This window comes from Micromonospora sp. WMMD736 (assembly GCF_049179015.1).
Lineage (GTDB): Bacteria > Actinomycetota > Actinomycetes > Mycobacteriales > Micromonosporaceae > Micromonospora.
This window is the reverse complement of the sequence record NZ_JBMHMI010000001.1, coordinates 3,568,901-3,588,321: the sequence shown is the minus strand read 5'-3', so window position 1 is coordinate 3,588,321 and position 19,421 is coordinate 3,568,901. Positions and strand designations below refer to the sequence as shown.

20 protein-coding genes are annotated in these 19,421 nt (G+C 71.9%); 10 read left to right on the top strand and 10 right to left on the bottom strand.

Annotation, left to right across the window (positions count from 1 at the left end; all coding sequences use genetic code 11):
• Positions 1-8: 8 nt before the first annotated feature.
• The 4 genes from tsaB to ACN269_RS15775 are packed head-to-tail and all read left to right on the top strand — an operon-like array spanning position 9 to position 2,473.
• Entirely contained in the window at positions 9-686 is a 678-nt protein-coding gene (tsaB, locus tag ACN269_RS15790; protein WP_421473165.1) for a tRNA (adenosine(37)-N6)-threonylcarbamoyltransferase complex dimerization subunit type 1 TsaB, read from the top strand.
• Positions 683-1,165, top strand: coding sequence for a ribosomal protein S18-alanine N-acetyltransferase (gene rimI / locus ACN269_RS15785; RefSeq protein WP_421473164.1), 483 nt, complete (start codon positions 683-685; stop codon positions 1,163-1,165). Before tsaB ends, rimI begins: the two co-directional genes overlap by 4 nt.
• Positions 1,158-2,204 (top strand): tRNA (adenosine(37)-N6)-threonylcarbamoyltransferase complex transferase subunit TsaD, encoded by a 1,047-nt coding sequence (gene tsaD, locus ACN269_RS15780; protein ID WP_421473163.1) that lies wholly within the window; start codon positions 1,158-1,160, stop codon positions 2,202-2,204. The genes rimI and tsaD overlap by 8 nt, the downstream gene beginning before the upstream one ends.
• A gap of 14 nt (positions 2,205-2,218) precedes the next feature.
• On the top strand, positions 2,219-2,473 hold the full coding sequence (locus ACN269_RS15775; RefSeq protein WP_053660576.1) for a hypothetical protein: 255 nt from the start codon (positions 2,219-2,221) through the stop codon (positions 2,471-2,473).
• Positions 2,474-2,496: 23 nt separating this feature from the next.
• Here the strand turns inward: ACN269_RS15775 and ACN269_RS15770 are convergent, their stop codons facing one another.
• From ACN269_RS15770 to ACN269_RS15735, 8 genes are all read right to left on the bottom strand, one after another.
• Positions 2,497-3,237, bottom strand: coding sequence for a DUF4142 domain-containing protein (locus ACN269_RS15770; protein ID WP_421473162.1), 741 nt, complete (start codon positions 3,235-3,237; stop codon positions 2,497-2,499).
• A 167-nt stretch (positions 3,238-3,404) separates the two neighbouring features.
• Positions 3,405-3,710 (bottom strand): DUF1707 SHOCT-like domain-containing protein, encoded by a 306-nt coding sequence (locus tag ACN269_RS15765; RefSeq protein ID WP_421473161.1) that lies wholly within the window; start codon positions 3,708-3,710, stop codon positions 3,405-3,407.
• Positions 3,711-3,729: 19 nt separating this feature from the next.
• On the bottom strand, positions 3,730-4,911 hold the full coding sequence (locus ACN269_RS15760) for an ROK family protein (protein WP_421473160.1): 1,182 nt from the start codon (positions 4,909-4,911) through the stop codon (positions 3,730-3,732).
• A 22-nt stretch (positions 4,912-4,933) separates the two neighbouring features.
• Positions 4,934-6,196 carry a sugar ABC transporter permease gene (locus tag ACN269_RS15755; protein WP_421473159.1) on the bottom strand — a complete coding sequence of 421 codons (1,263 nt, stop codon included), beginning with the start codon at positions 6,194-6,196 and terminating at the stop codon, positions 4,934-4,936.
• The gene (locus ACN269_RS15750; protein ID WP_421473158.1) at positions 6,193-7,011 is read right to left on the bottom strand and encodes an ATP-binding cassette domain-containing protein; all 819 of its coding nucleotides are present in this window, start codon (positions 7,009-7,011) and stop codon (positions 6,193-6,195) included. Before ACN269_RS15750 ends, ACN269_RS15755 begins: the two co-directional genes overlap by 4 nt.
• 113 nt (positions 7,012-7,124) lie before the next feature.
• Positions 7,125-8,219, bottom strand: coding sequence for a sugar ABC transporter substrate-binding protein (locus ACN269_RS15745; protein ID WP_421473157.1), 1,095 nt, complete (start codon positions 8,217-8,219; stop codon positions 7,125-7,127).
• 173 nt (positions 8,220-8,392) lie between these two features.
• Positions 8,393-8,872 carry a Cys-tRNA(Pro) deacylase gene (ybaK, locus tag ACN269_RS15740; RefSeq protein WP_421473156.1) on the bottom strand — a complete coding sequence of 160 codons (480 nt, stop codon included), beginning with the start codon at positions 8,870-8,872 and terminating at the stop codon, positions 8,393-8,395.
• A gap of 10 nt (positions 8,873-8,882) precedes the next feature.
• The gene (locus tag ACN269_RS15735) at positions 8,883-10,064 is read right to left on the bottom strand and encodes a THUMP-like domain-containing protein (protein WP_421473155.1); all 1,182 of its coding nucleotides are present in this window, start codon (positions 10,062-10,064) and stop codon (positions 8,883-8,885) included.
• A gap of 258 nt (positions 10,065-10,322) precedes the next feature.
• Between ACN269_RS15735 and groES the strand changes: the two genes are divergently transcribed.
• The 3 genes from groES to ACN269_RS15720 all read left to right on the top strand — a co-directional run bounded on the left by groES (position 10,323) and on the right by ACN269_RS15720 (position 14,236).
• Positions 10,323-10,637, top strand: coding sequence for a co-chaperone GroES (groES, locus tag ACN269_RS15730; protein WP_030330046.1), 315 nt, complete (start codon positions 10,323-10,325; stop codon positions 10,635-10,637).
• Between the two features lie 70 nt (positions 10,638-10,707).
• The gene (gene groL, locus ACN269_RS15725) at positions 10,708-12,351 is read left to right on the top strand and encodes a chaperonin GroEL (protein WP_421473154.1); all 1,644 of its coding nucleotides are present in this window, start codon (positions 10,708-10,710) and stop codon (positions 12,349-12,351) included.
• Between the two features lie 292 nt (positions 12,352-12,643).
• Complete coding sequence (locus ACN269_RS15720) at positions 12,644-14,236, top strand: molybdopterin-dependent oxidoreductase (protein ID WP_421473153.1); 1,593 nt, start codon at positions 12,644-12,646, stop codon at positions 14,234-14,236.
• Positions 14,237-14,476: 240 nt separating this feature from the next.
• Here ACN269_RS15720 and ACN269_RS15715 read toward each other — a convergent pair whose 3' ends face one another.
• Positions 14,477-14,860 (bottom strand): WhiB family transcriptional regulator, encoded by a 384-nt coding sequence (locus tag ACN269_RS15715; protein WP_421473152.1) that lies wholly within the window; start codon positions 14,858-14,860, stop codon positions 14,477-14,479.
• A 256-nt stretch (positions 14,861-15,116) separates the two neighbouring features.
• Here ACN269_RS15715 and ACN269_RS15710 point away from each other — a divergent pair, with 256 nt between their 5' ends.
• Positions 15,117-15,935, top strand: coding sequence for a response regulator transcription factor (locus ACN269_RS15710; RefSeq protein ID WP_421473151.1), 819 nt, complete (start codon positions 15,117-15,119; stop codon positions 15,933-15,935).
• 135 nt (positions 15,936-16,070) lie between these two features.
• On the opposite strand, the gene ACN269_RS15705 is transcribed toward ACN269_RS15710, so the two are convergent.
• Entirely contained in the window at positions 16,071-16,490 is a 420-nt protein-coding gene (locus ACN269_RS15705; protein ID WP_421473150.1) for a DUF5319 domain-containing protein, read from the bottom strand.
• 186 nt (positions 16,491-16,676) lie between these two features.
• Between ACN269_RS15705 and guaB the strand changes: the two genes are divergently transcribed.
• Positions 16,677-18,239, top strand: a complete 1,563-nt coding sequence (guaB, locus tag ACN269_RS15700) for an IMP dehydrogenase (RefSeq protein WP_421473149.1) — start codon at positions 16,677-16,679, stop codon at positions 18,237-18,239.
• A 27-nt stretch (positions 18,240-18,266) separates the two neighbouring features.
• On the top strand, positions 18,267-19,385 hold the full coding sequence (locus tag ACN269_RS15695; protein WP_421473148.1) for a GuaB3 family IMP dehydrogenase-related protein: 1,119 nt from the start codon (positions 18,267-18,269) through the stop codon (positions 19,383-19,385).
• Positions 19,386-19,421: the final 36 nt, after the last annotated feature.

Here is a 19,421-nt window from a genome sequence, read left to right as displayed (position 1 = left end):
GGCTAACCGTGCTCGTACTCGTGGTGGACAGCTCGACCCCCGCGGTGACCGCAGCGTTGGTGGAGATCTCGGCGGACGGTGTCACGTCCCGGGCGCACCGGTGCACGGTCGATGCCCGCGCGCACGGTGAACTGCTCGCGCCGCAGGTCGACGCGGTCCTCGCCGACGCCGGCGCGCGCCCGCGTGACCTGGGCGCGATCGTCGCCGGGCTCGGCCCCGGACCGTTCACCGGGCTGCGGGTCGGCCTGGTCACCGCCGCCACGATGGGGCAGGTGCTCGGCGTTCCGACGTACGGCGTCTGCTCCCTGGACGCCATCGGCCACCCGGCGGCCGTCGGCGAGCCGGTGCTGGCCGCCAGCGACGCCCGCCGCAAGGAGCTGTACTGGGCCGTCTACGACGGCGCCGGTCAGCGGATCGTCGGCCCCGAGGTGTCCGCGCCGGCGGTGGCCGCCGCCCGCGCCCGTGAGCTGGGCGCGACGGTCGCGGTCGGCGATGGAGCACACCGGTACGCCGACGCTCTGGACCTGCCGGTCCGGGTCGAGCCGCGCTACCCGGAGGCCACCGTGCTGGCGTTGCTCGCCGCCGAGCGGATCCGGGCCGGCGCGCCCGGCGAGCGACTCACCCCGCTCTACCTGCGCCGTCCGGACGCCGTGGCGGCCACCGGTCGCAAACCGGTCCTCCCGTGACGTCGGTACGGCTGGAACCGTTCCGCTGGTGGCACGTCGAGCAGGCGATGCCGCTCGAGGCGGACCTGTTCGGCGCCGGCCAGTGGTCGCCGGCCATGTTCTGGAACGAGCTGGCCAACGCGCACCACTACCGGGTCGCCGTCGACGACGACGGGGCGGTGCTCGGCTACGCCGGGCTCGCCGGCGCCCCACCGGACGAGGTGTGGGTGCAGGTCATCGCCGTCCGGCGGGACGTCCAGCGGCGTGGCATCGGTCGCGTCCTGCTGGAGGAACTGCTCGCCGAGGCGAACCGTCGGGGCGCCCGCAGCACCCTGCTGGAGGTGGCCGTGGACAACGCCGCCGCCCAGCGCCTCTACGCGACGTACGGGTTCGAGCCGATCGGAGTGCGTCGCGGCTACTACCAACCGAGCAACACCGACGCGCTGGTCATGCGGCGCGACGCCGAGCCGACCGGGGACGGACCACACGACCATGGCTGACGAACCGCTGATCCTGGGCATCGAGACCTCGTGCGACGAGACCGGCGTCGGCATCGTACGCGGGCACACCCTGCTGGCCGACGCGCTCGCGTCCAGCGTCGAGGAGCACGCCCGTTTCGGGGGCGTGGTGCCGGAGGTGGCCAGCCGGGCCCACCTGGAGGCCATCGTGCCGACCATGCAGCGGGCGCTGACCGACGCCGGCGTCACCCTGGCCGACATCGACGCCATCGCGGTCACCTCCGGGCCCGGTCTGGCCGGCGCGCTGCTCGTCGGCGTCGCCGCCGCCAAGGGATACGCCCTGGCCGCCGAGAAGCCGGTGTACGGCGTCAACCACCTCGCCGCGCACGTGGCGGTGGACACCCTGGAACACGGCCCGCTCCCCGAGCCCGCCATCGCGCTGCTGGTCTCCGGCGGGCACTCGTCCCTGCTGCTGGTCGACGACCTGGCCCGGGGCGTCACCCCGCTGGGCGCGACCATCGACGATGCCGCCGGTGAGGCGTTCGACAAGGTCGCCCGGCTGCTCGGGCTGCCGTTCCCGGGCGGTCCGCCCATCGACCGCGAGGCCCGCGCGGGTGACGCCGCCTCCATCGCCTTCCCGCGAGGGCTGACCGCCGCGAAGGACCTGGCGGCCCACCGGTACGACTTCTCGTTCTCCGGGCTGAAGACGGCGGTGGCCCGCTGGGTGGAGGCGCGGCAGCGCGCCGGCGAGCCGGTGCCGGTCGCCGACGTGGCCGCGTCGTTCCAGGAGGCGGTCTGTGACGTGCTGACCAACAAGGCCATCGCAGCCTGCCGGGCACAGGGCATCGAGACGCTGGTGATCGGCGGGGGAGTGGCCGCGAACTCCCGGCTGCGGGCGTTGGCCGAGGAGCGGGCCGAGAAGTACGGCATCCGGGTCCGGGTGCCGAGGCCGAAGCTGTGCACCGACAACGGGGCGATGGTGGCCGCGCTCGGATCGCACCTGGTCGCCGCCGGGGTCGCGCCGAGCCGACTGGACCTGCCGGCCGACTCGGCGCTGCCGTTGACCACGGTCAGCGTGTGACGGGGACGCCGGAGATGATCGTGCGGATGTGGGAGGCGCGCGCCGAGGCGTACGGCGTCGCCGACCTGATCACCTGGGTCTGCGACACCGCCCTGCCCGAGCTGGAGCACGATCCGCTGCACGTGTCCAGCGAGGTCTTCTCGTCCACCGACCACCGGGTCGTGGTCATCTCCAAGTGGCGCAGCAACCCTCGCCCGCTGCCCGATCCGCCCGCCCTGCTGGTGGCCCGTGCCCCGCACTCCTGGGACTTCACCCAGGTCGACCGCTGACTGCGGGCCACCTCGACGATCGGTCAGCTACGGCGCAGCATCCGGTAGGTGGCGATCCCGCCGGTACCGAGCGCGGCGAGGAAAACCAGCCAGACGACGGTGCTGCTCACCCCGACCTGCGGCCCCGCGTTCGCACCGGCGGCGGCGAGCAGGCCATCCTTGCCGGGGGCGGGAAGCGCGGCCGGCGGCAGTTCGGGCCAGCGGACCAGTCCGGTGGACTCCAGCATCTGCATGTGGTGCTGCACGAAGGCGTTGGCGTCCTCGCAGAGCTTGCGGACGGTGGCGTCGCGGGTGCTGGCCCGTACCGCGCCGATCACCGGGAAGATCTTGCCGTGAGCGACCCGGAGGCGGGTCACGAAGATCTGGTCGAACCGGGCCCCGGAGGCGTTCTGCATCTCCGACAGCCAGCCCTTCTGTTCCGCCGTCGGCTCGCTCGGGATGGTCGCGCCCAGCTTGTTGGCCGCGTCGACGACGAGCTGGTCGAGCTTCTGGTGCTCACCGGCGATGCCGGCGCCGATCTCGCGTACCTTGGCCGACTGTCCCTTCTCGGCGGCCATCTGACCGGCCGGCATCTCCCACAGGCCGGCCAGGCGCACCCCGTTGAGCAGCGTCATGTCGGCGGCGTTGAGCTGCTGCCCACCGGCGGGGGCGGCGATGGCCACGCCGGGCAGGACACCGACCCCCGCGATGATCGCGATGAGCAACATCGCCGCGCGGTGCATCCGGTTCCCCGGCCGACGACGGACGGTCTTGAGCGGTGCCATGTCTGCGGTGCCTCCTCGGTCCGGACCGAAACGCGTCTGGACCGGGCAGTCGCACTCCGCCGACCGCCCGTCCGCCCACTGGTACGGACTGAGCGTCCGATCAGTTCATCCGCGCGTGCCGCAAAATGCGGTGCCCGTCGAACGTGCCATCGGGCACGCCACGCGGATCAGCGGGTGACGGCGAGGAAGCCACCGAGCAGCAGCAGGGTGAGAGCGGCGACGGCGAAGAGCACCAGCAGCTCCCGGCGGCCGTGCCCGATCCCGCCGTCGCCCTTCGCCGCGGCCGTGGGATCGGGCAGGGCCGGCAGGTCCCGGGTCAGTGCGGCGAGGTCGCCGAGGGTGCGGGAGGTCCACACCGCGCCGACCCGCTCGGAGAACTCGTCCAGGGTGAGGCGGCCCACGGTGGTGTGCCGGTGCAGCTCGGCGACCACCCGGTGACGGTCGTCGTCGGAGGCGCGCAGCTCGACGTCCACGCCGGACAGCGTACGCGGATCAGCCCACGTCGAGGGGGTCGGCGAGCAGTCGTTCGAAGGCCAGCTCGGCGGCCCCGATCAGGGGTGCGTCCTCGCCCAGCGTCGGCGTACGCAGCCGGACGTGCTCCAGACACGCGCCGAGTGCGTTGGAGTTGAGCCGGCTGCGGATCTGGGCGGCCGCCGCGAGGTAGAGGTCGCGCATGGTGCCGCCGAAGATGACCATCTCGGGGTTGAAGACGTTCACCAGGTTGGCGACCCCGAAGCCGAGCCAGTCACCCGCCTGCCGTACCGCCGTCTGGGCGCGGGCGTCCCCCCGGTCGGCGGCGTCGAAGACGGCCAGCAGGGCGTCGCGTCCCCGCGCGTCGGAGCGTCCGGCCGCGCGCAGCAGGCCGTGTTCGCCGATCTCGGTCTCCCAGCAGCCCCGGGCGCCGCACTCGCAGGGCATGCCGTCGCGGACCACCTTCATGTGCCCGACCTCGCCGCTGTACCCGCCGTGTCCGGTGAGTCGACGCCCGCCCGCGATGATGCCCGCGCCGACGCCGACGTCGCCGTACAGGTAGATGACGTTGTCGCAGCCGGCCGCGACGCCCCTGGTGTGCTCGGCGAAGGCCGCCACGTCGGCCACGTTGCCGACCGTGACCGGCACGTCCAGGCCCATCTCGGCCCCGAGTGCCGCGCCGATCGGCTCGTCCACCCAGCCGGTGGTGGGGCCGAGCCGCACCAGGCCGTCCTCCCGGCGGACCATGCCGCAGACCGCGACGCCGGTGCCGACGCAGATCGCGCCGCCCGGGACCGCCTGCTGCATCTCCTTGACCGCGCCGGCCAGCAACGGCGCGGCCTCCGCGGCGAGCAGGCCGCGTGGGCGGTCCAGCTCCCGGCGGTCCAGCACCGCGCCGCCCAGACCGACCCGCGCGGCCCGCAGTCGGTCCACCTCGACGGAGTACGCGTACGCGTACACCCGGGCCGACTCGGGCCGGACGACGATCGACGGTCGTCCGGCCCGGCCGGTCTCCTTCGGCGTTCCCTCGCTGACCAGCCCGACTCCGGCCAGGTCGGCGGTGAGCGCGCCGATCGTGCTCCGGTTCAACCCCAGGGCCGTGGTGAGTTCGGCGCGGGTGGTCGCCCCGTGGACGTGCACGTACCGCAGCAGGGCCCCGAGGTTCTGCCGGCGGACCTCTTCCTGGCTGGGCGCCGGGCGCATGCTGGTGCTACCTCCCGCGCGGTCAGCGGGTGCCGGTGGCTGCCGCGCGACGGCGGGAGAGCGCGTCGACGCTGGCGGCGAGCAGGAGCACGATGCCGGTGACCACGTACTTGACTCCCGCGGTGTATCCCATCAGGCCCATCCCGTTCTCGATGACCGCGACCACGGCGCCGCCGAGTACGGCGTCCAGGACGCGACCCTTGCCACCGAAGAGGCTGGTGCCACCGATGACGGCCGCGCCCACGGCGTAGAGCAGTACGTTACTGCCACCCGTGTTCGGGTCGACCGAGTTGGCCCGGCTGGCTGCCACGATGCCGCCGACGGCGGCCATCGACGAGCAGATCATGAACACCGAGATCCGGATGCGGTCGACGCCGATGCCGGCCCGGCGGGCCGCTTCCCGGTTGCCGCCCACGGCGTAGATGTGCCGGCCGTAGCTGGTGCGTTGCAGGACGAACGTCCACACGACCAGCAGCACCGCGATGATCGGCACCACGATCGGCACACCCTTGAGCGAGACGATCAGGACGTTGCGGCTGCGCTCCAGGTTGAGCACGTACACGGCGGTGCCGAGGATGACGGCTAGCCCGCCGATCCGCAGCGCCACCACCGCGATCGGGTCGGTGATCAGACCACGGGCCGCCCGGTTGCGGTGGCGTAGCAGTTGCACCGCCGCGTAGCCGACGACGGCGACGGCGGTCAGCGCCCAGCCCAGCGCGGGGGCGAGGTTGCGGTTGGCGATGGCGACCAGCACCTCGTCGCGGACAGAGATGTTGGTGCCCTCCTGCACGAGCAGCAACACGACACCCTGGAAGGCGAGGAAGCCGGCGAGAGTGACCACGAAGGACGGAATGCCGATCTTCGCGACGAGCATGCCGAGCGTGGTGCCGATGATGACACCGGTGGCGACCGCGGCGAGGACGGCGACCCACCAGGGGTAGCCGAGCACCGTGACCACGTTGGCCAGTACGGCCGCGCAGACACCGCTGGCGAAGCCGGCGGAGAGGTCGATCTCGCCGAGCAGCAGCACGAAGACCAGGCCCATCGCGATCAGCGTGACCGCCGCGCCCTGGGTGAAGAGGTTCGCGAAGTTGCCGGCCGACAGGAACGAGGACGGCCGCATGACCGCGAAGACGGTGCAGAGCACGATCAGGCCGAGCACGGCCGGCAGCGCGCCGACGTCGCCACCGCGTACCCGGCTTACGTAGTTGCGGACGTGGCTCCCGACGGTCGGTGGCGGTGTAACGGCCGCCGGGCCGTCCTTCCGCACGGCGGTGGTGGTCATCGGACGCCTCCTGAGATCGAGTCGGCCGGCTGCGGGCCGTCGCCGTTGCCGCCCGGGTCGGTGGCGAGGCCGAGGCCGCCCGAGCGCCCGGCGGTGATCAGCTCAACCACCTGGGCGTGAGTGATGTCGGTGGTCTTCACCTGGGCGACCATCTGGCCGAGGTACAGCGCGGCGATCCGGTCGGAGACGGCGAAGACGTCGTTCATGTTGTGCGAGATGAGCACCACGGCCAGGCCGTTGTCGGCGAGGCGACGGACCAGTTCGAGCACCTGGGCGGTCTGTGCCACGCCGAGCGCCGCGGTCGGCTCGTCCAGGATGACCAGCTTGCTGTTCCAGAGCACCGCCTTGGCGATGGCTACGGTCTGGCGTTGACCGCCGGAGAGGCTGGACACGTGCTGGCGCAGCGAGGTGACGGTGCGGATGGAGAGGCCGGCCAGGGTTTCGGCGGCGAGCTGTTCCATGGTCGGCTCGTCGAGGACGATGCCGCTGCGCTTCTCCCGGCCGAGGAACATGTTCTGCACGATGTCCAGGTTGTCGCAGAGCGCGAGGTCCTGGTAGACGACCTCGATGCCGAGCGCGGCCGCGTCACGGGGGCTGCCGATGTGCACCGGTTCACCGTTGAACAGGAACTCGCCGGAGTCGGTGGGGTGGATGCCGCTGATGCACTTCACCAGGGTCGACTTGCCGGCGCCGTTGTCGCCGACAAGTGCGGTCACTTCGCCTGGGTGGACGCTCAGGGCGACGTCGCGGAGCACCTGGACGGGACCGAAGCTCTTGTCGATCCCGCGGAGCTCCAGCAGGGGGGTCGCGGACACGGGGTCTCCTTCTTAAGGGAGGGTCGGGGCCCGTCCGGCGGGCGCCGCCCGGCACGGGAGGGTGCTCCCGTGCCGGGCGGCGATGGTCGTCCCGGCGGGTACTGCGGCGTCGGTCAGCTGATGCCGGCGTCGGCGCAGAACTTGGCGTACGCCGCGGTGCAGATCTGCTCCTTGGTCACGTAGCCGTCGGCGACGACGTCCTTGACGTTGTCCTTGTAGATGGCCTTCGGGGTGAGCAGCACGGAGGGGACGTCCCGGTTGCCCTCCGGGTCCTTCACCGTCTGGCCGGTGTCCTTCTTCTCCCCCTTGGCCACTGCGATTGCCAGGTCGGACGCGGCCTTCGCCTCTTCCCGGACGGCCTTGTAGACGGTCATGCACTGGTCACCGGCGAGGATGTTCTGCAGGCCCTCCACGCTGGCGTCCTGGCCGGTCACCGGCACCTTGCCGTTGATTTTGTTCTTCTTCAGGATCGAGATGGCGGCGTTGCCGAGAGTGTCGTTGGCGGCCAGCACGCCGTCGATCTTGCCCTTGGTTGCGGTGAGCTGCTGCTCGAAGATGGTCGCGGCGGTGGGGCCGTCCCAGCCCGGCACGGCGTCGTCCGGGCCCTTGGTGTATTCCTTGGAGTCGAACTTCGGCTTGAGTACCGAGTCGTAGCCGGCCTTGAACAGGGTGGCGTTGTTGTCGGTGGGCGAGCCGTTCAGGTACGACACGACGGGGTTCTTGGCGCCCTTCTCGGTCAGGCACTTCGCCAGACCCTCGCCCTGGAGCTTGCCGACGACCTCGTTGTCGAAGCTGACGTAGTACTGGGCCGAGCCGCCGAGGGTGAGCCGGTCGTAGTCGATGGTGGCGACGCCCTGCGACTTGGCCTTGTCGAGCACGGCCTTGCCGGTGCCGGAGTCCAAGTTGACGATCATCAGAACGGTGACGCCGCCGGTGATCATCTGGTCGGCGATGGTCTGGAAGGCGGCCTTGTCGTTCTGGGCGTTCTGGATGTCGGACTGGACGCCGGCGGCCTTGAAGGCCTCCTCCAAGAAGCGACGGTCTGCCGTCTCCCAGCGGGGGGAGGACTTGCTGTCCGGAAGGATCACGCCGATCTTGGGAGTTTTCTTGGAGTCGGCCGAGCCGGTGCCGGAGTCGTCGCTGCACGCGGTCAAACCGCCGGTCGCGAGCAGGCCCACGGCGGCGATGGTGAGGATCCCCTTACGCATGTGCAGGGTCCTTTCGGAGGTGGGGGAGGTGTTTTGTTGTGCCCGGCAACGTATTCCGCGTTGCAGCGGCACCACAAGACCGCGCAGGCCCCAAGTTTGTTGGAAGCGATAACAATTCAGCAACGCAACTGTTACTCGCCGAACATCCCACGAAAGGGCGATGTAACGACAGGTCAGCGGGCCTGCAACGGCGCGGTACGGGCCTCGGTGAGCGCCACCAGATCCGCCGCCGCCAGTTCGAGTTGCAGCCCGCGCCGACCGGCGGAGACGTAGATCGTGGGCAGGTCCAGCGCGGAGTCGTCGAGCACGGTGGGCAGCCGTCGACGCTGCCCGAGCGGGCTGATCCCGCCCCGCACGTAGCCGGTGGCCCGCTCGGCGACCGTCCGCTCGGCGAGCGCCGCCCGCTTGCCGCCGACCGCCGCCGCGAGCGCCTTGAGGTCCAGCTCACCGGTCACCGGTACGACCGCCACGGTGAGGGCACCGTCCACCTCGGTCACCAGCGACTTGAAGACCCGCTCCGGTGCCACACCGAGGGCCGCCGCCACCAGGGCGCCGTAGTTCGGCGCGTCCGGTGCCACCCGGTACGGGTGGGTGCGATGCGCGATCCCGCGCTTGACCAGTAGTGCCGTTGCCGGAGTGCCCTGTCCCGCCACGCCACCGAACCTAATCGACAGGCTGGCCGATCAGCACGGTCGGCGCTCCGGCCACCCGGGTCAGCACCAGGCTCGCCGCCTGGTCGCCGGCCAGGCGCAGGTCCCGCCGCAGCTGCTCCGGCGTCAGCGCCGAACCCCGCTTGAGGATCTCCACCCGGCCCACCCGGCGCTCCCGCAGCAACGCCCGCAGGCGCTTGAGCGAGAACGGCAGCACGTCGGTGACCTCCAGACAGCGCGCGTACGGGGTGCGGGTCGGGTGGTCGGCGTAGAGGTAGGCGATTTTCTCATCGGCCAGGGTGGCGTCGAGCTCCGTGGCCAGCTCGGCGACGAGGTGCGCGCGGACCACCGCGGGGTCCGGGTCGTACAGGTAGCGGCGCGGGGGCCCGACCGGCGCCTCGGTGTCGCCCGAGCCGGTGAGCTGGTGGATCTCCTGCCGGTACACGCTGGCGCGGCGGGGCACCTCGGCCAGTTCGCCGCACCAGAGCGCGGCCTCGACCAGGTCGCCGTCCACGCCGACCCACTCCGCCTCGGCGCCGGCCGGGATGAGCGCGTGATCCAGGCCCGGGGCCACCTTCACCACCGTGCGCGGCACCCGCTCGGCCAGGCCGGTCACGAAGTCCCAGGGCGGCGAGTAGGCACGCGGGTCGAAGATCCGTCGTCCGGTGCCGGTGGCCCGTCGGGCCGGGTCGCAGAAGACGCCGTCCACCCGCGAGACGTCGAACGCGGTCGCGTCGCCGCACTCGACCGTGAACAGGTCCGCCAGCCCGGCCGCGGCGGCGTTGGCGGCGGCCATCGCCGCGGTCACCGGGTCGGCCTCCACCCCGTACACCCGGATGCCGGCACGGGCGGCGGCCAGCGCGTCCGCGCCGAGGCCGCACCCGAGATCGGCCAGGGTGCGCACGCCGGCCGCGTGCAGCCGGGCGGCCCGCCGGTCGGCGACCACCCGGCGGGTGGCCTGCTCCAGGCCCGGGCGGGTGAGGAACATCCCGGCGGCGGCCGGCCCGAACTTGCCCGTCGCCCGGTGGCGCAGCTCGGCCTGGGTGAGCGCCGCCGCCGCCAGCGTGGGGGGCACCCCGGCCGCGCGGAGCGCCGACGCCGCGCTCAGTGGATCGCCGCCGGCCAGCTCGGCCGCCGCCGCGAGGGCGGCCGACCCCTCGGGGGTACGCAGTGCCGCCAACTGATCGAGATCCACCTGCCCATTCTCCCGGCCGAGCGGAAAATCCCGCTGGCGGGGCGCGACGCGCTGGCACTCTCCTTGACGGAGTGCTAGCCACGGAATAACCTGCGATTAGCACTCTCACCCTGAGGGTGCCAGCTTCCGGGTCTCGCGACCCGGGTGCGCACGCCAGGCGGACCGGCACCCGCGACGACGGTCCCGCCCGGTGGCATGAGGCAGATTGACGCTGGTCAGCCCCGCTGGCCGGCAACGAAACCAGTACCCCAGGAGGGTATGCCCGTGACTACCGCGACCAAGGTTGCGATCAAGCCGCTCGAGGACCGCATCGTGGTCCAGGCGAACGAGGCTGAGACCACCACGGCGTCGGGCATCGTGATCCCCGACACCGCCAAGGAGAAGCCGCAGGAGGGCACCGTCCTCGCTGTCGGTCCGGGGCGCGTCGACGACAACGGCAACCGGGTCCCGGTTGACGTGCAGGTCGGCGACACCGTCCTCTACTCGAAGTACGGCGGCACCGAGGTCAAGTACGCCGGCGAGGAGTACCTGGTGCTCTCCGCCCGCGACGTCCTCGCGGTCATCGAGAAGTAAGCAACCGATCAGTGTCGCTGCCCCGGTCCGGCTCGCCGGGCCGGGGCAGCGGCGCTTCGAAGGGACATTCATGGCGAAGATCCTCAGCTTCTCGGACGACGCCCGACACCTGCTGGAGCACGGTGTCAACGCCCTCGCTGACGCGGTCAAGGTCACCCTCGGCCCGCGCGGGCGCAACGTCGTCCTGGACAAGAAGTTCGGTGCGCCGACGATCACCAACGATGGCGTGACCATCGCGAAGGAGATCGAGCTCACCAACCCCTACGAGAACCTCGGCGCGCAGCTGGTCAAGGAGGTGGCGACCAAGACCAACGACGTCGCCGGCGACGGGACCACCACCGCGACCGTGCTGGCGCAGGCGATGGTCCGTGAGGGCCTGCGCAACGTGACCGCCGGGAGCAACCCGGCCGGCCTCAAGCGGGGCATCGACGCGGCGGCCGCCAAGGTCTCCGAGGCGCTGCTCGGCAAGGCCGTCGAGGTCGCCGGCAAGGAGTCGATCGCGAACGTGGCGACGATCTCCGCGCAGGACGCCACCATCGGCGAGCTGATCGCCGAGGCGATGGAGCGGGTCGGCCGCGACGGTGTCATCACCGTCGAGGAGGGCTCGATGCTCACCACCGAGCTGGACGTGACCGAGGGTCTCCAGTTCGACAAGGGCTTCATCTCGCCGAACTTCGTCACCGACCTGGAGGGTCAGGAGTCCGTCCTGGAGGACGCGTACATCCTGGTCACCACCCAGAAGATCTCGGCGATCGAGGAGCTGCTGCCGCTGCTGGAGAAGGTCCTGCAGAACAGCAAGCCCCTGCTGATCATCGCCGAGGACGTGGACGGTCAGGCGCTCTCCACCCTGGTCGTCAACTCGCTGCGCAAGACCCTCAAGGTCTGCGCGGTCAAGGCCCCGGGCTTCGGCGACCGGCGCAAGGCCATGCTCCAGGACATCGCGATCTCCACGGGCGCCGAGCTGGTCGCCCCGGAGCTGGGCTACAAGCTCGACCAGGTCGGCCTGGAGGTGCTCGGCACCGCCCGGCGCGTCGTGGTCGACAAGGAGAACACCACGATCGTCGACGGCGGCGGCCAGAAGACCGAGGTCGACGACCGGGTGGCCCAGATCCGCAAGGAGATCGAGGCCTCCGACTCCGACTGGGACCGGGAGAAGCTGGCCGAGCGGCTGGCGAAGCTCTCCGGCGGTGTCGCCGTGATCAAGGTGGGCGCGGCGACCGAGGTCGAGATGAAGGAGCGCAAGCACCGCATCGAGGACGCCATCGCGGCGACCAAGGCCGCGGTCGAGGAGGGCACCGTGCCCGGCGGCGGGGCCGCCCTGGTGCAGATCCTCCCCGTGCTCGACGACGACCTGGGCTTCACCGGCGAGGAGAAGGTCGGCGTCTCGATCGTGCGCAAGGCGCTGGTCGAGCCGCTGCGCTGGATCGCGCAGAACGCCGGCCACGACGGCTACGTCGTGACCCAGAAGGTCGCCGGCATGTCGTGGGGCAGCGGCCTCGACGCGGCCACCGGCGAGTACGGCGACCTGGTCAAGTCCGGCATCATCGACCCGGTCAAGGTGACCCGCAACGCCGTCACCAACGCTGCGTCGATCGCCGGCCTGCTGCTCACCACGGAGAGCCTCGTGGTGGACAAGCCGGAGCAGCCCGAGCCGGCCGCCGCCGGTGGCGGGCACGGCCACGGCCACGGCCACCAGCACGGCCCGGGTTTCTAGGGTCTGTTTTATAAGGGCGGTCGAGCCGAGGCGGAGTCCGGGCGGCGATCGGGCAAGGCGCGGTTGAGTCCGGATACCGGTGTTGTATCCGGACTCAACCGCAACGCCGCCGGTCGTCGTCCGGGCCCGCCGCAGGGCGGCCAGTTCTTATGAAACAGACCCTTTATCCGGTAGCGACACCCTTTGCGGGGCACACCGCCGTACGGCGGTGTGCCCCGGTTTCGTCGGCGGGATCATTACCAACCGCTGACGTCGTTGGCGACCGGCCGAGATGATCGCGCACACTGGGCCGATGAGCACGACGTCACGGCGGTACGCCGCGCTGGCCGGAGTCACCGCCGCAGCCGTCGCGATCGGCACCGCGGAGCCGGTGGCGGTGCTGACCGGCCCCCGATCGGCGCCCCTGGTCGCGGTCGGCGGGGTGGTCGTCGACGCCGTTCCCGAGCCGCTCAAGCAGTTCGCCATCGACGTCTTCGGCACCGCCGACAAGATCGCCCTGCTGACCGGAACGGCCCTGCTGCTGGCTGGGTTCGCGGCCCTGCTCGGCATGCTGGCGATCCGCTGGCTGGCCCTGGGCCTGGGCGGTATCGCGGCGTTCGGCGTCGTCGGTGTGGCCGCCGCGCTGACCCGGCCCGGCGCGGACGTCTTCGACGCGCTGCCGTCACTTGTCGGCGGCGGGCTCGGCGCCCTGGTGCTCTGGCTGTTCATCGCCGGCCCGTTCGAGCTGGAGCCCTGGCCGTGGGCCTCACCCGCGCCGGTGTCGCCGGCCGGGCCGCCGGTGCCGGTGACACCGGCCGCGCCGGTCGAGGGCGTCGACCCGGAGTCGCGCCGACGGTTCCTGACCGGCACCGGGGTGCTGCTCGGTACGGCGGCCGTGGCCGGTCTCGGCGGGCGTTGGCTGGCCGGACGGCGGGGCGTCTCAGCCGCCCGGGACGCGATCCGGCTGCCGGCCCCGGCCGTACCCGCACCGGCCGTGCCGGCGGGCGCGGACCTGTCACTGGCTCAGCTCGCGCCGTACGTCACCCCGAACTCGGGGTTCTACCGGATCGACACCGCCCTGGTGGTGCCGCAGGTGAACCCGGACACCTGGCGGCTGCGCATCCACGGCCGGGTGGGTACCGAGCGCACCTACACCTACGCGGATCTGCTGGCCCGGCCATTGGTCGAGCGGTACGTCACGCTCGCCTGCGTCTCCAACGAGGTCGGTGGGGACCTGATCGGCAACGCGCGCTGGCTCGGCGTACCGCTGCGGGAACTGCTCGACGAGGCCCAGCCGGACGCGGACGCCGACCAGGTCGTCGGCCGGTCGGTCGACGGCTGGACCTGCGGGACCCCCACCGCGGCCCTGCGCGACGGGCGGGACGCGCTGCTGGCGATCGGCATGAACGGCGAGCCGCTGCCGGTGGAGCACGGCTTCCCGGTGCGGATGGTGGTGCCCGGCCTCTACGGTTACGTGTCGGCCTGCAAGTGGGTGACCGAGCTGGAGTTGACGCGCTTCGCGGACTTCGACGCGTACTGGGTGCCGCGCGGGTGGTCCGCCCAGGGGCCGATCAAGACCCAGTCGCGGATCGATGCGCCCCGACGGCGCAACCGGCTGACCGCGGGCCCGGTGACGGTGGCCGGTGTGGCCTGGGCGCAGCACCGGGGCATCAGCCGGGTCGAGGTACGCGTCGACGACGGCCCCTGGCAGGAGGCGGAGCTGGCCCCGACGGTGTCGGTGGACACCTGGGTCCAATGGTCCTGGCGCTGGGACGCCACGCCGGGCGAGCACCGCCTCCAGGTCCGGGCAACGGACTCGACCGGCGAGACGCAGACCGAGCGCACCCAGAGCGTCGCCCCCAACGGCGCCACCGGCTGGCACACCGTCCCGGTCAACGTCCGCTAATCCCACCCCACCCCACCCACCCCACACCCCCCGCTCAGCCCCGATGATCATGAAGTTATTGCCTGCGACACGCCGCGCGCGCGGCAATAACTTCATGATCACCGAGGTGGGGCCGGCGGGGTTGGGGGTCGGCGGATGGGGGGCGGGCGGGTGGGGGCGGCGGGGTTGGTGGTGGGTACGGCCAAACCGCGCTCCCGCTGGGCGGGAGCGCGGTTCGTGAGGTCGGGGTGATGGGTCGGGTCAGGCGACGTTGCGCTGGGCCGGAACCGTCGACTTGTGCGGGCGGCCCAGGCGGGCCTCCAGGCGGGCCACGTCGACCCGGAGTTGCCGGCGGTCCGCCAGGTCCTCCCAGCCGACGGCGAGCAGGCGCAGCCGCTCCGACTCGCTGAAGCCGCCCCACACGCCGTACGGCTCGCGGACCGACAGCGCGTGCGCGGCGCACTCGGCGCGGACCGGGCAGGCGCGGCAGACCGACTTGGCCTGGGACTCCCGCCGCAGCCGCGACGACCCGCGCTCTCCGTCCGGGTGGAAGAACTGCGCGCTGTCCCGGCCTCGGCAGGCGCCGAGCCGCTGCCAGTCCCAGAGGTCGACGATGGGTCCGGGCAGTCTACGTACGTTCGACATCAGCACCCCTCCTCCCGCGCGGCACCGCGAGAATGCTTGTGGCCGGCTTCCGGGCGGCGGGCCGCGCAGGCGCACCGTTCCCGGCCTGGACCCCCCGGTACCCGGGTCGTCGTCGGCTCACACGTCTGTGATCCAAAACGCTTGGCAACTTGCGGCTTTTGCCCCATCTGTCGGAAAAGTTCAGATGATTGCCGGGAACCTCCTCCCCAGCCGACGCCGTCATGGTCTGCTCGTGTGCGGAGAGGAGACCATCACAGTGCGTACCGTTCTTGTGTGCGTTCGGACACCGCTCGCGGCTCAGCACCTCACTTCTGCTGCCGCGCGGCTGGGTTTGTCCGCGATCGTTCGTACCGCCGTCTCCGATCCCGAGGTGATGCTGCGACTGGCCGAACGACCGGCCGACGTGGTCCTGGCCGACACGGCCCTCACCCGGCCGGACAGCGCGGGCTTCGTCCGCCGGGTGCTGGCCCGCGCACCGCAGGCCGCGGTCGTGCTGCTCGGCACCGAGGAATCCGAGGCGGCGGCCGCCACCATCAGCGCCGGTGCCCGTGGGTTGATCCAGAACGCCGACCACGACCTCACCAGCGCGGTGGCGAAGGCCCTGCTCCTGCTGACCGCGCCCGGCCGGGCCTCCCGGCAGCGGGTCACCGACCCGGCGCGGGACGCGGCGGCGGTCGGCGGCTCGACCCGCTCGACCCCGTCGGTACGCGGCGCCGCCGAGCCCGGCTGGACCGCCGCGACCGGCGACGGGCCGGCGGGCGTGGCCTCGGTACCCGTGCAGCGGGGTGACGACGAGGTCGAGCCGGCCACCGACGGGACCGCCACCGGGCAGTCCGACGCCATCCGGCCCGGTCCGGGCGCGCGCGGCAGCCGATCCTCGATCGGGCTCACCGAACGGGAACTCCAGGTGCTGCTGGGCATGGCCGAGGGCAAGAGCAACGCGGAGATCGGCCGGGAACTGTTCGTGTCGGAGGACACCGTCAAGACACACGCGCGCCGGCTGTTCCGCAAGCTCGGCGCCCGGGACCGCGCCCACGCGGTCGCCGCCGGCTTCCGAGCCGGCCTGGTCTCCTGACCGGCCGCGCCGCGCCACGGCGAGCCGCGCCCCGCCCTTGATCGTGCTCGAACCTGGCAGTAGTGGTCTCTCCGCGCGGCGAGGCCACTACTTCCCGGTTCCAGCACGATCTTGAGCGCCCCGGGCAGCGGGACGTCAGTCGGCGGTGGTGGCGGTGCCCGGTTCGTCCTCGGTGCCCTCGGTCAGGGTGTCGTGCACCCCGTCGGCGTAACCACGGGCGTAGTCCCAGGTCACGTAGTGGTCCGGGTCCGGGTCGTACGCCGGCTCGTGCACGCGGGGCCGCCCGGAGTTGAGCAGGTGCCGCAGGTTGCCCCGCAGCAGGTCCCAGTCGAAGTAGTGCGGCTCCCGGCAGTCCTCGCATTCGATGACCAGCCCGCGCACCCCGATGGGCGCCAGCAGGGCCTGGTAGATCTCCAGGTCGGCGAGATCCTCTAGCACGTCCTGCCGCTCGACGTCGGTCAGCGGATCCGGCGTCGTGTCGTCGCCCGGATCGTCCAGCCCGGCGGTCGGGTCGGCCGGGTCGCCGTTGAACGGGTCGATGGGCTCGTCGTGCACCCCCTCACCGTAGACCCAACGCGGCGGCAACGTCCGCCCCCGGGCACCGCGCCGAGGCAACCGCCGCCGATCCAGGTCGCGCAGCTCACTGGGTACGATGAGACGACGTGCCGGCACCGTGGCGTGTTCCGGTGCCCGCCCGCGCCACCTCGCTGAAGCCCATCCGAGCAGCTCAGGGGAGCAATCGTGGAAAATTCGCCCAGTACCGATCTTCCGGCCGGCGTCGAGCACGCCGACCTGGGCGGCCACCTGCCCGAGCTGCCCGCCGGCTCGGCCCGGGTCGTTCCGCTCGGGCTCACCTTCGACGACGTGCTGCTCCAGCCGGGCGAGTCGGACGTGGTGCCCAGCCGGGTCAACACCCGGACGAAGCTCACCCGCAACGTCGAACTGACCGTACCGCTGCTGTCCAGCGCCATGGACACGGTCACCGAGGCGCGGATGGCGATCGCCATGGCCCGCCAGGGTGGCATCGGTGTGCTGCACCGCAACCTGTCCCTGGAGGACCAGGCGCTCCAGGTCGACCTGGTGAAGCGCTCCGAGTCCGGCATGATCACCAACCCGGTGACCGCCAGCCCGGACGACACGCTGCGCGAGGTCGACGAGCTGTGTGGGCGGTACCGCATCTCCGGCGTGCCGGTGGTGGACGGCAACGGCCAGTTGGTCGGCATCGTCACCAACCGCGACATGCGCTTCGTTTCCGAGCCGGACACTCCGGTCCGCGAGATCATGACCCGGACGCCGCTGGTCACCGCCCCGGTCGGGGTGAGCAAGGACGACGCGCTGGCGCTGCTGCGCCAGCACAAGGTCGAGAAGCTGCCGATCGTGGACGACTCCGGCCGGCTGCGCGGGCTGATCACCGTGAAGGACTTCACCAAGAGCGAGCAGTACCCGAACGCCACCAAGGACGACGCCGGCCGGCTGCGGGTGGCCGCCGCCGTGGGTGTGGGCGAGGACGCGTACAAGCGGGCCCGCACGCTGGTCGACGCGGGCGTCGACGTGCTGATCGTGGACACGGCGCACGGGCACCAGCGGGCCGTGCTGGACATGGTCCGCCGGCTCAAGAAGGACGTCACGATCGACATCGTGGGCGGCAACGTGGCCACGTACGCCGGCGCGAAGGCGCTGGTCGAGGCCGGCGCCGACGGCATCAAGGTGGGTGTGGGCCCGGGCGCGATCTGCACGACCCGGATCGTCGCCGGCGTCGGTGTCCCGCAGATCACCGCGATCATGGAGGCGGCCCGGGCCGCCCGCCCGGCCGGCGTGCCGGTGATCGGTGACGGTGGCATCCAGTACTCGGGCGACATCGCCAAGGCCCTGGTCGCCGGTGCGGACACCGTGATGCTCGGCAGCCTGCTGGCCGGCTGCGAGGAGAGCCCCGGCGAGCTGATCTTCATCAACGGCAAGCAGTACAAGGCGTACCGCGGAATGGGCTCGCTCGGCGCGATGCAGTCCCGGGGGCAGGCCAAGTCGTACTCCAAGGACCGGTACTTCCAGCAGGATGTGCTCGCCGAGGACAAGCTGGTCCCCGAGGGCGTCGAGGGTCAGGTGCCCTACCGGGGCCCGCTGTCCGCGGTCGCCCACCAGCTCATCGGCGGGTTGCGGGCCGCCATGGGGTACGTCGGCGCGGAGAGCATCCCCGAGCTGCACCGGCGTGGCCAGCTGATCCGGATCACCGCGGCCGGGCTCAAGGAGAGCCACCCGCACGACATCCAGATGACCGTCGAGGCGCCGAACTACCACTCCCGCTGACCATCCCCCAACAATCTGGAGTCCCCCATGCGTGACGTGGTCGAGATCGGGCTGGGCAAGACCGCGCAGCGCGGTTACCACCTGGACGACATCGCCATCGTGCCGAGCCGCCGGACCCGGGACGTCGACGACGTCTCGACCGCGTGGCAGCTCGACGCGTACCCGTTCGGCATCCCCTGCGTCGGGCACCCCTCGGACGCCACCATGAGCCCGTCGTCGGCGGTCCGGCTGGGCCAGCTCGGCGGTCTCGGCGTGCTCAACGTCGAGGGGCTCTGGACCCGCTACGAGAACCCGACCAAGGTGCTGGACGAGCTGGCCGGCCTCGACGAGGATGCCCGTGCCACCAAGCGACTCCAGGAGGTCTACGCGGAGCCGATCCGTCCCGACCTGATCGCCGAGCGGGTGCGCGAGCTGCGCGCCGGCGGCGGCACGGTGGCGGTGCGGGTCTCCCCGCAGCACACCCTCGCGCTGGCGCCGGTGATCCTGGACGCCGGGGTGGACATCCTGGTCATCCAGGGCACCATCGTCTCGGCCGAGCACGTGTCGACGACCGACGAGCCGCTGAACCTCAAGGAGTTCATCGCCGACCTCGACCTGCCGGTGATCGTCGGCGGCTGCACCGACTACAAGACCGCGCTGCACCTGATGCGGACCGGCGCGGCCGGTGTGATCGTGGGCATCGGTGGCGACGAGTGGTCGACGACCGAGTCGGTGCTGGGCATCCGGGTGCCGATGGCCACCGCCATCGCGGACGCCGCGGCGGCCCGCCGGGACTACCTCGACGAGACGGGTGGCCGGTACGTGCACCTGATCGCCGACGGTGACATCCAGACCTCCGGTGACATCGCCAAGGCCCTCGGCTGCGGCGCGGACGCGGTGATGCTCGGCGAGCCGCTGTCGCTCTGCGACGAGGCGCCGGCCGGTGGTGCCTGGTGGCACTCGGCGGCCAGCCACCCGTCGCTGCCCCGGGGCGCCTTCGAGGTGTCCGGTGAGCCGCTGGGCTCGATGGAGCAGCTGCTCTTCGGTCCGGCGGACGAGGCCGACGGCCAGCTCAACCTGTTCGGTGGGCTGCGTCGGGCCATGGCCAAGTGCGGCTACCGCGACCTCAAGGAGTTCCAGAAGGTCGGCCTGGTCCTCGACCGCTGACGCGCTCCTCGTACCAACGAAGGCCGGCCCCGCGAC

What these genes read in the sequence shown, in the direction of transcription:
- ACN269_RS15720 (WP_421473153.1), top strand. Translation starts at nt 12,644, where the DNA reads ATGAGCACGACGTCACGGCGGTACGCCGCGCTGGCCGGAGTCACCGCC.
- ACN269_RS15775 (WP_053660576.1), top strand. Translation starts at nt 2,219, where the DNA reads ATGATCGTGCGGATGTGGGAGGCGCGCGCCGAGGCGTACGGCGTCGCC.
- ACN269_RS15695 (WP_421473148.1), top strand. Translation starts at nt 18,267, where the DNA reads ATGCGTGACGTGGTCGAGATCGGGCTGGGCAAGACCGCGCAGCGCGGT.
- tsaD (WP_421473163.1), top strand. Translation starts at nt 1,158, where the DNA reads ATGGCTGACGAACCGCTGATCCTGGGCATCGAGACCTCGTGCGACGAG.
- ACN269_RS15760 (WP_421473160.1), bottom strand. Translation starts at nt 4,911, where the DNA reads ATGCGCCCGGCGCCCAGCCAGGAAGAGGTCCGCCGGCAGAACCTCGGG.
- ACN269_RS15770 (WP_421473162.1), bottom strand. Translation starts at nt 3,237, where the DNA reads ATGGCACCGCTCAAGACCGTCCGTCGTCGGCCGGGGAACCGGATGCAC.
- ACN269_RS15745 (WP_421473157.1), bottom strand. Translation starts at nt 8,219, where the DNA reads ATGCGTAAGGGGATCCTCACCATCGCCGCCGTGGGCCTGCTCGCGACC.
- groES (WP_030330046.1), top strand. Translation starts at nt 10,323, where the DNA reads ATGCCCGTGACTACCGCGACCAAGGTTGCGATCAAGCCGCTCGAGGAC.
- ACN269_RS15715 (WP_421473152.1), bottom strand. Translation starts at nt 14,860, where the DNA reads ATGTCGAACGTACGTAGACTGCCCGGACCCATCGTCGACCTCTGGGAC.
- groL (WP_421473154.1), top strand. Translation starts at nt 10,708, where the DNA reads ATGGCGAAGATCCTCAGCTTCTCGGACGACGCCCGACACCTGCTGGAG.
- ACN269_RS15755 (WP_421473159.1), bottom strand. Translation starts at nt 6,196, where the DNA reads ATGACCACCACCGCCGTGCGGAAGGACGGCCCGGCGGCCGTTACACCG.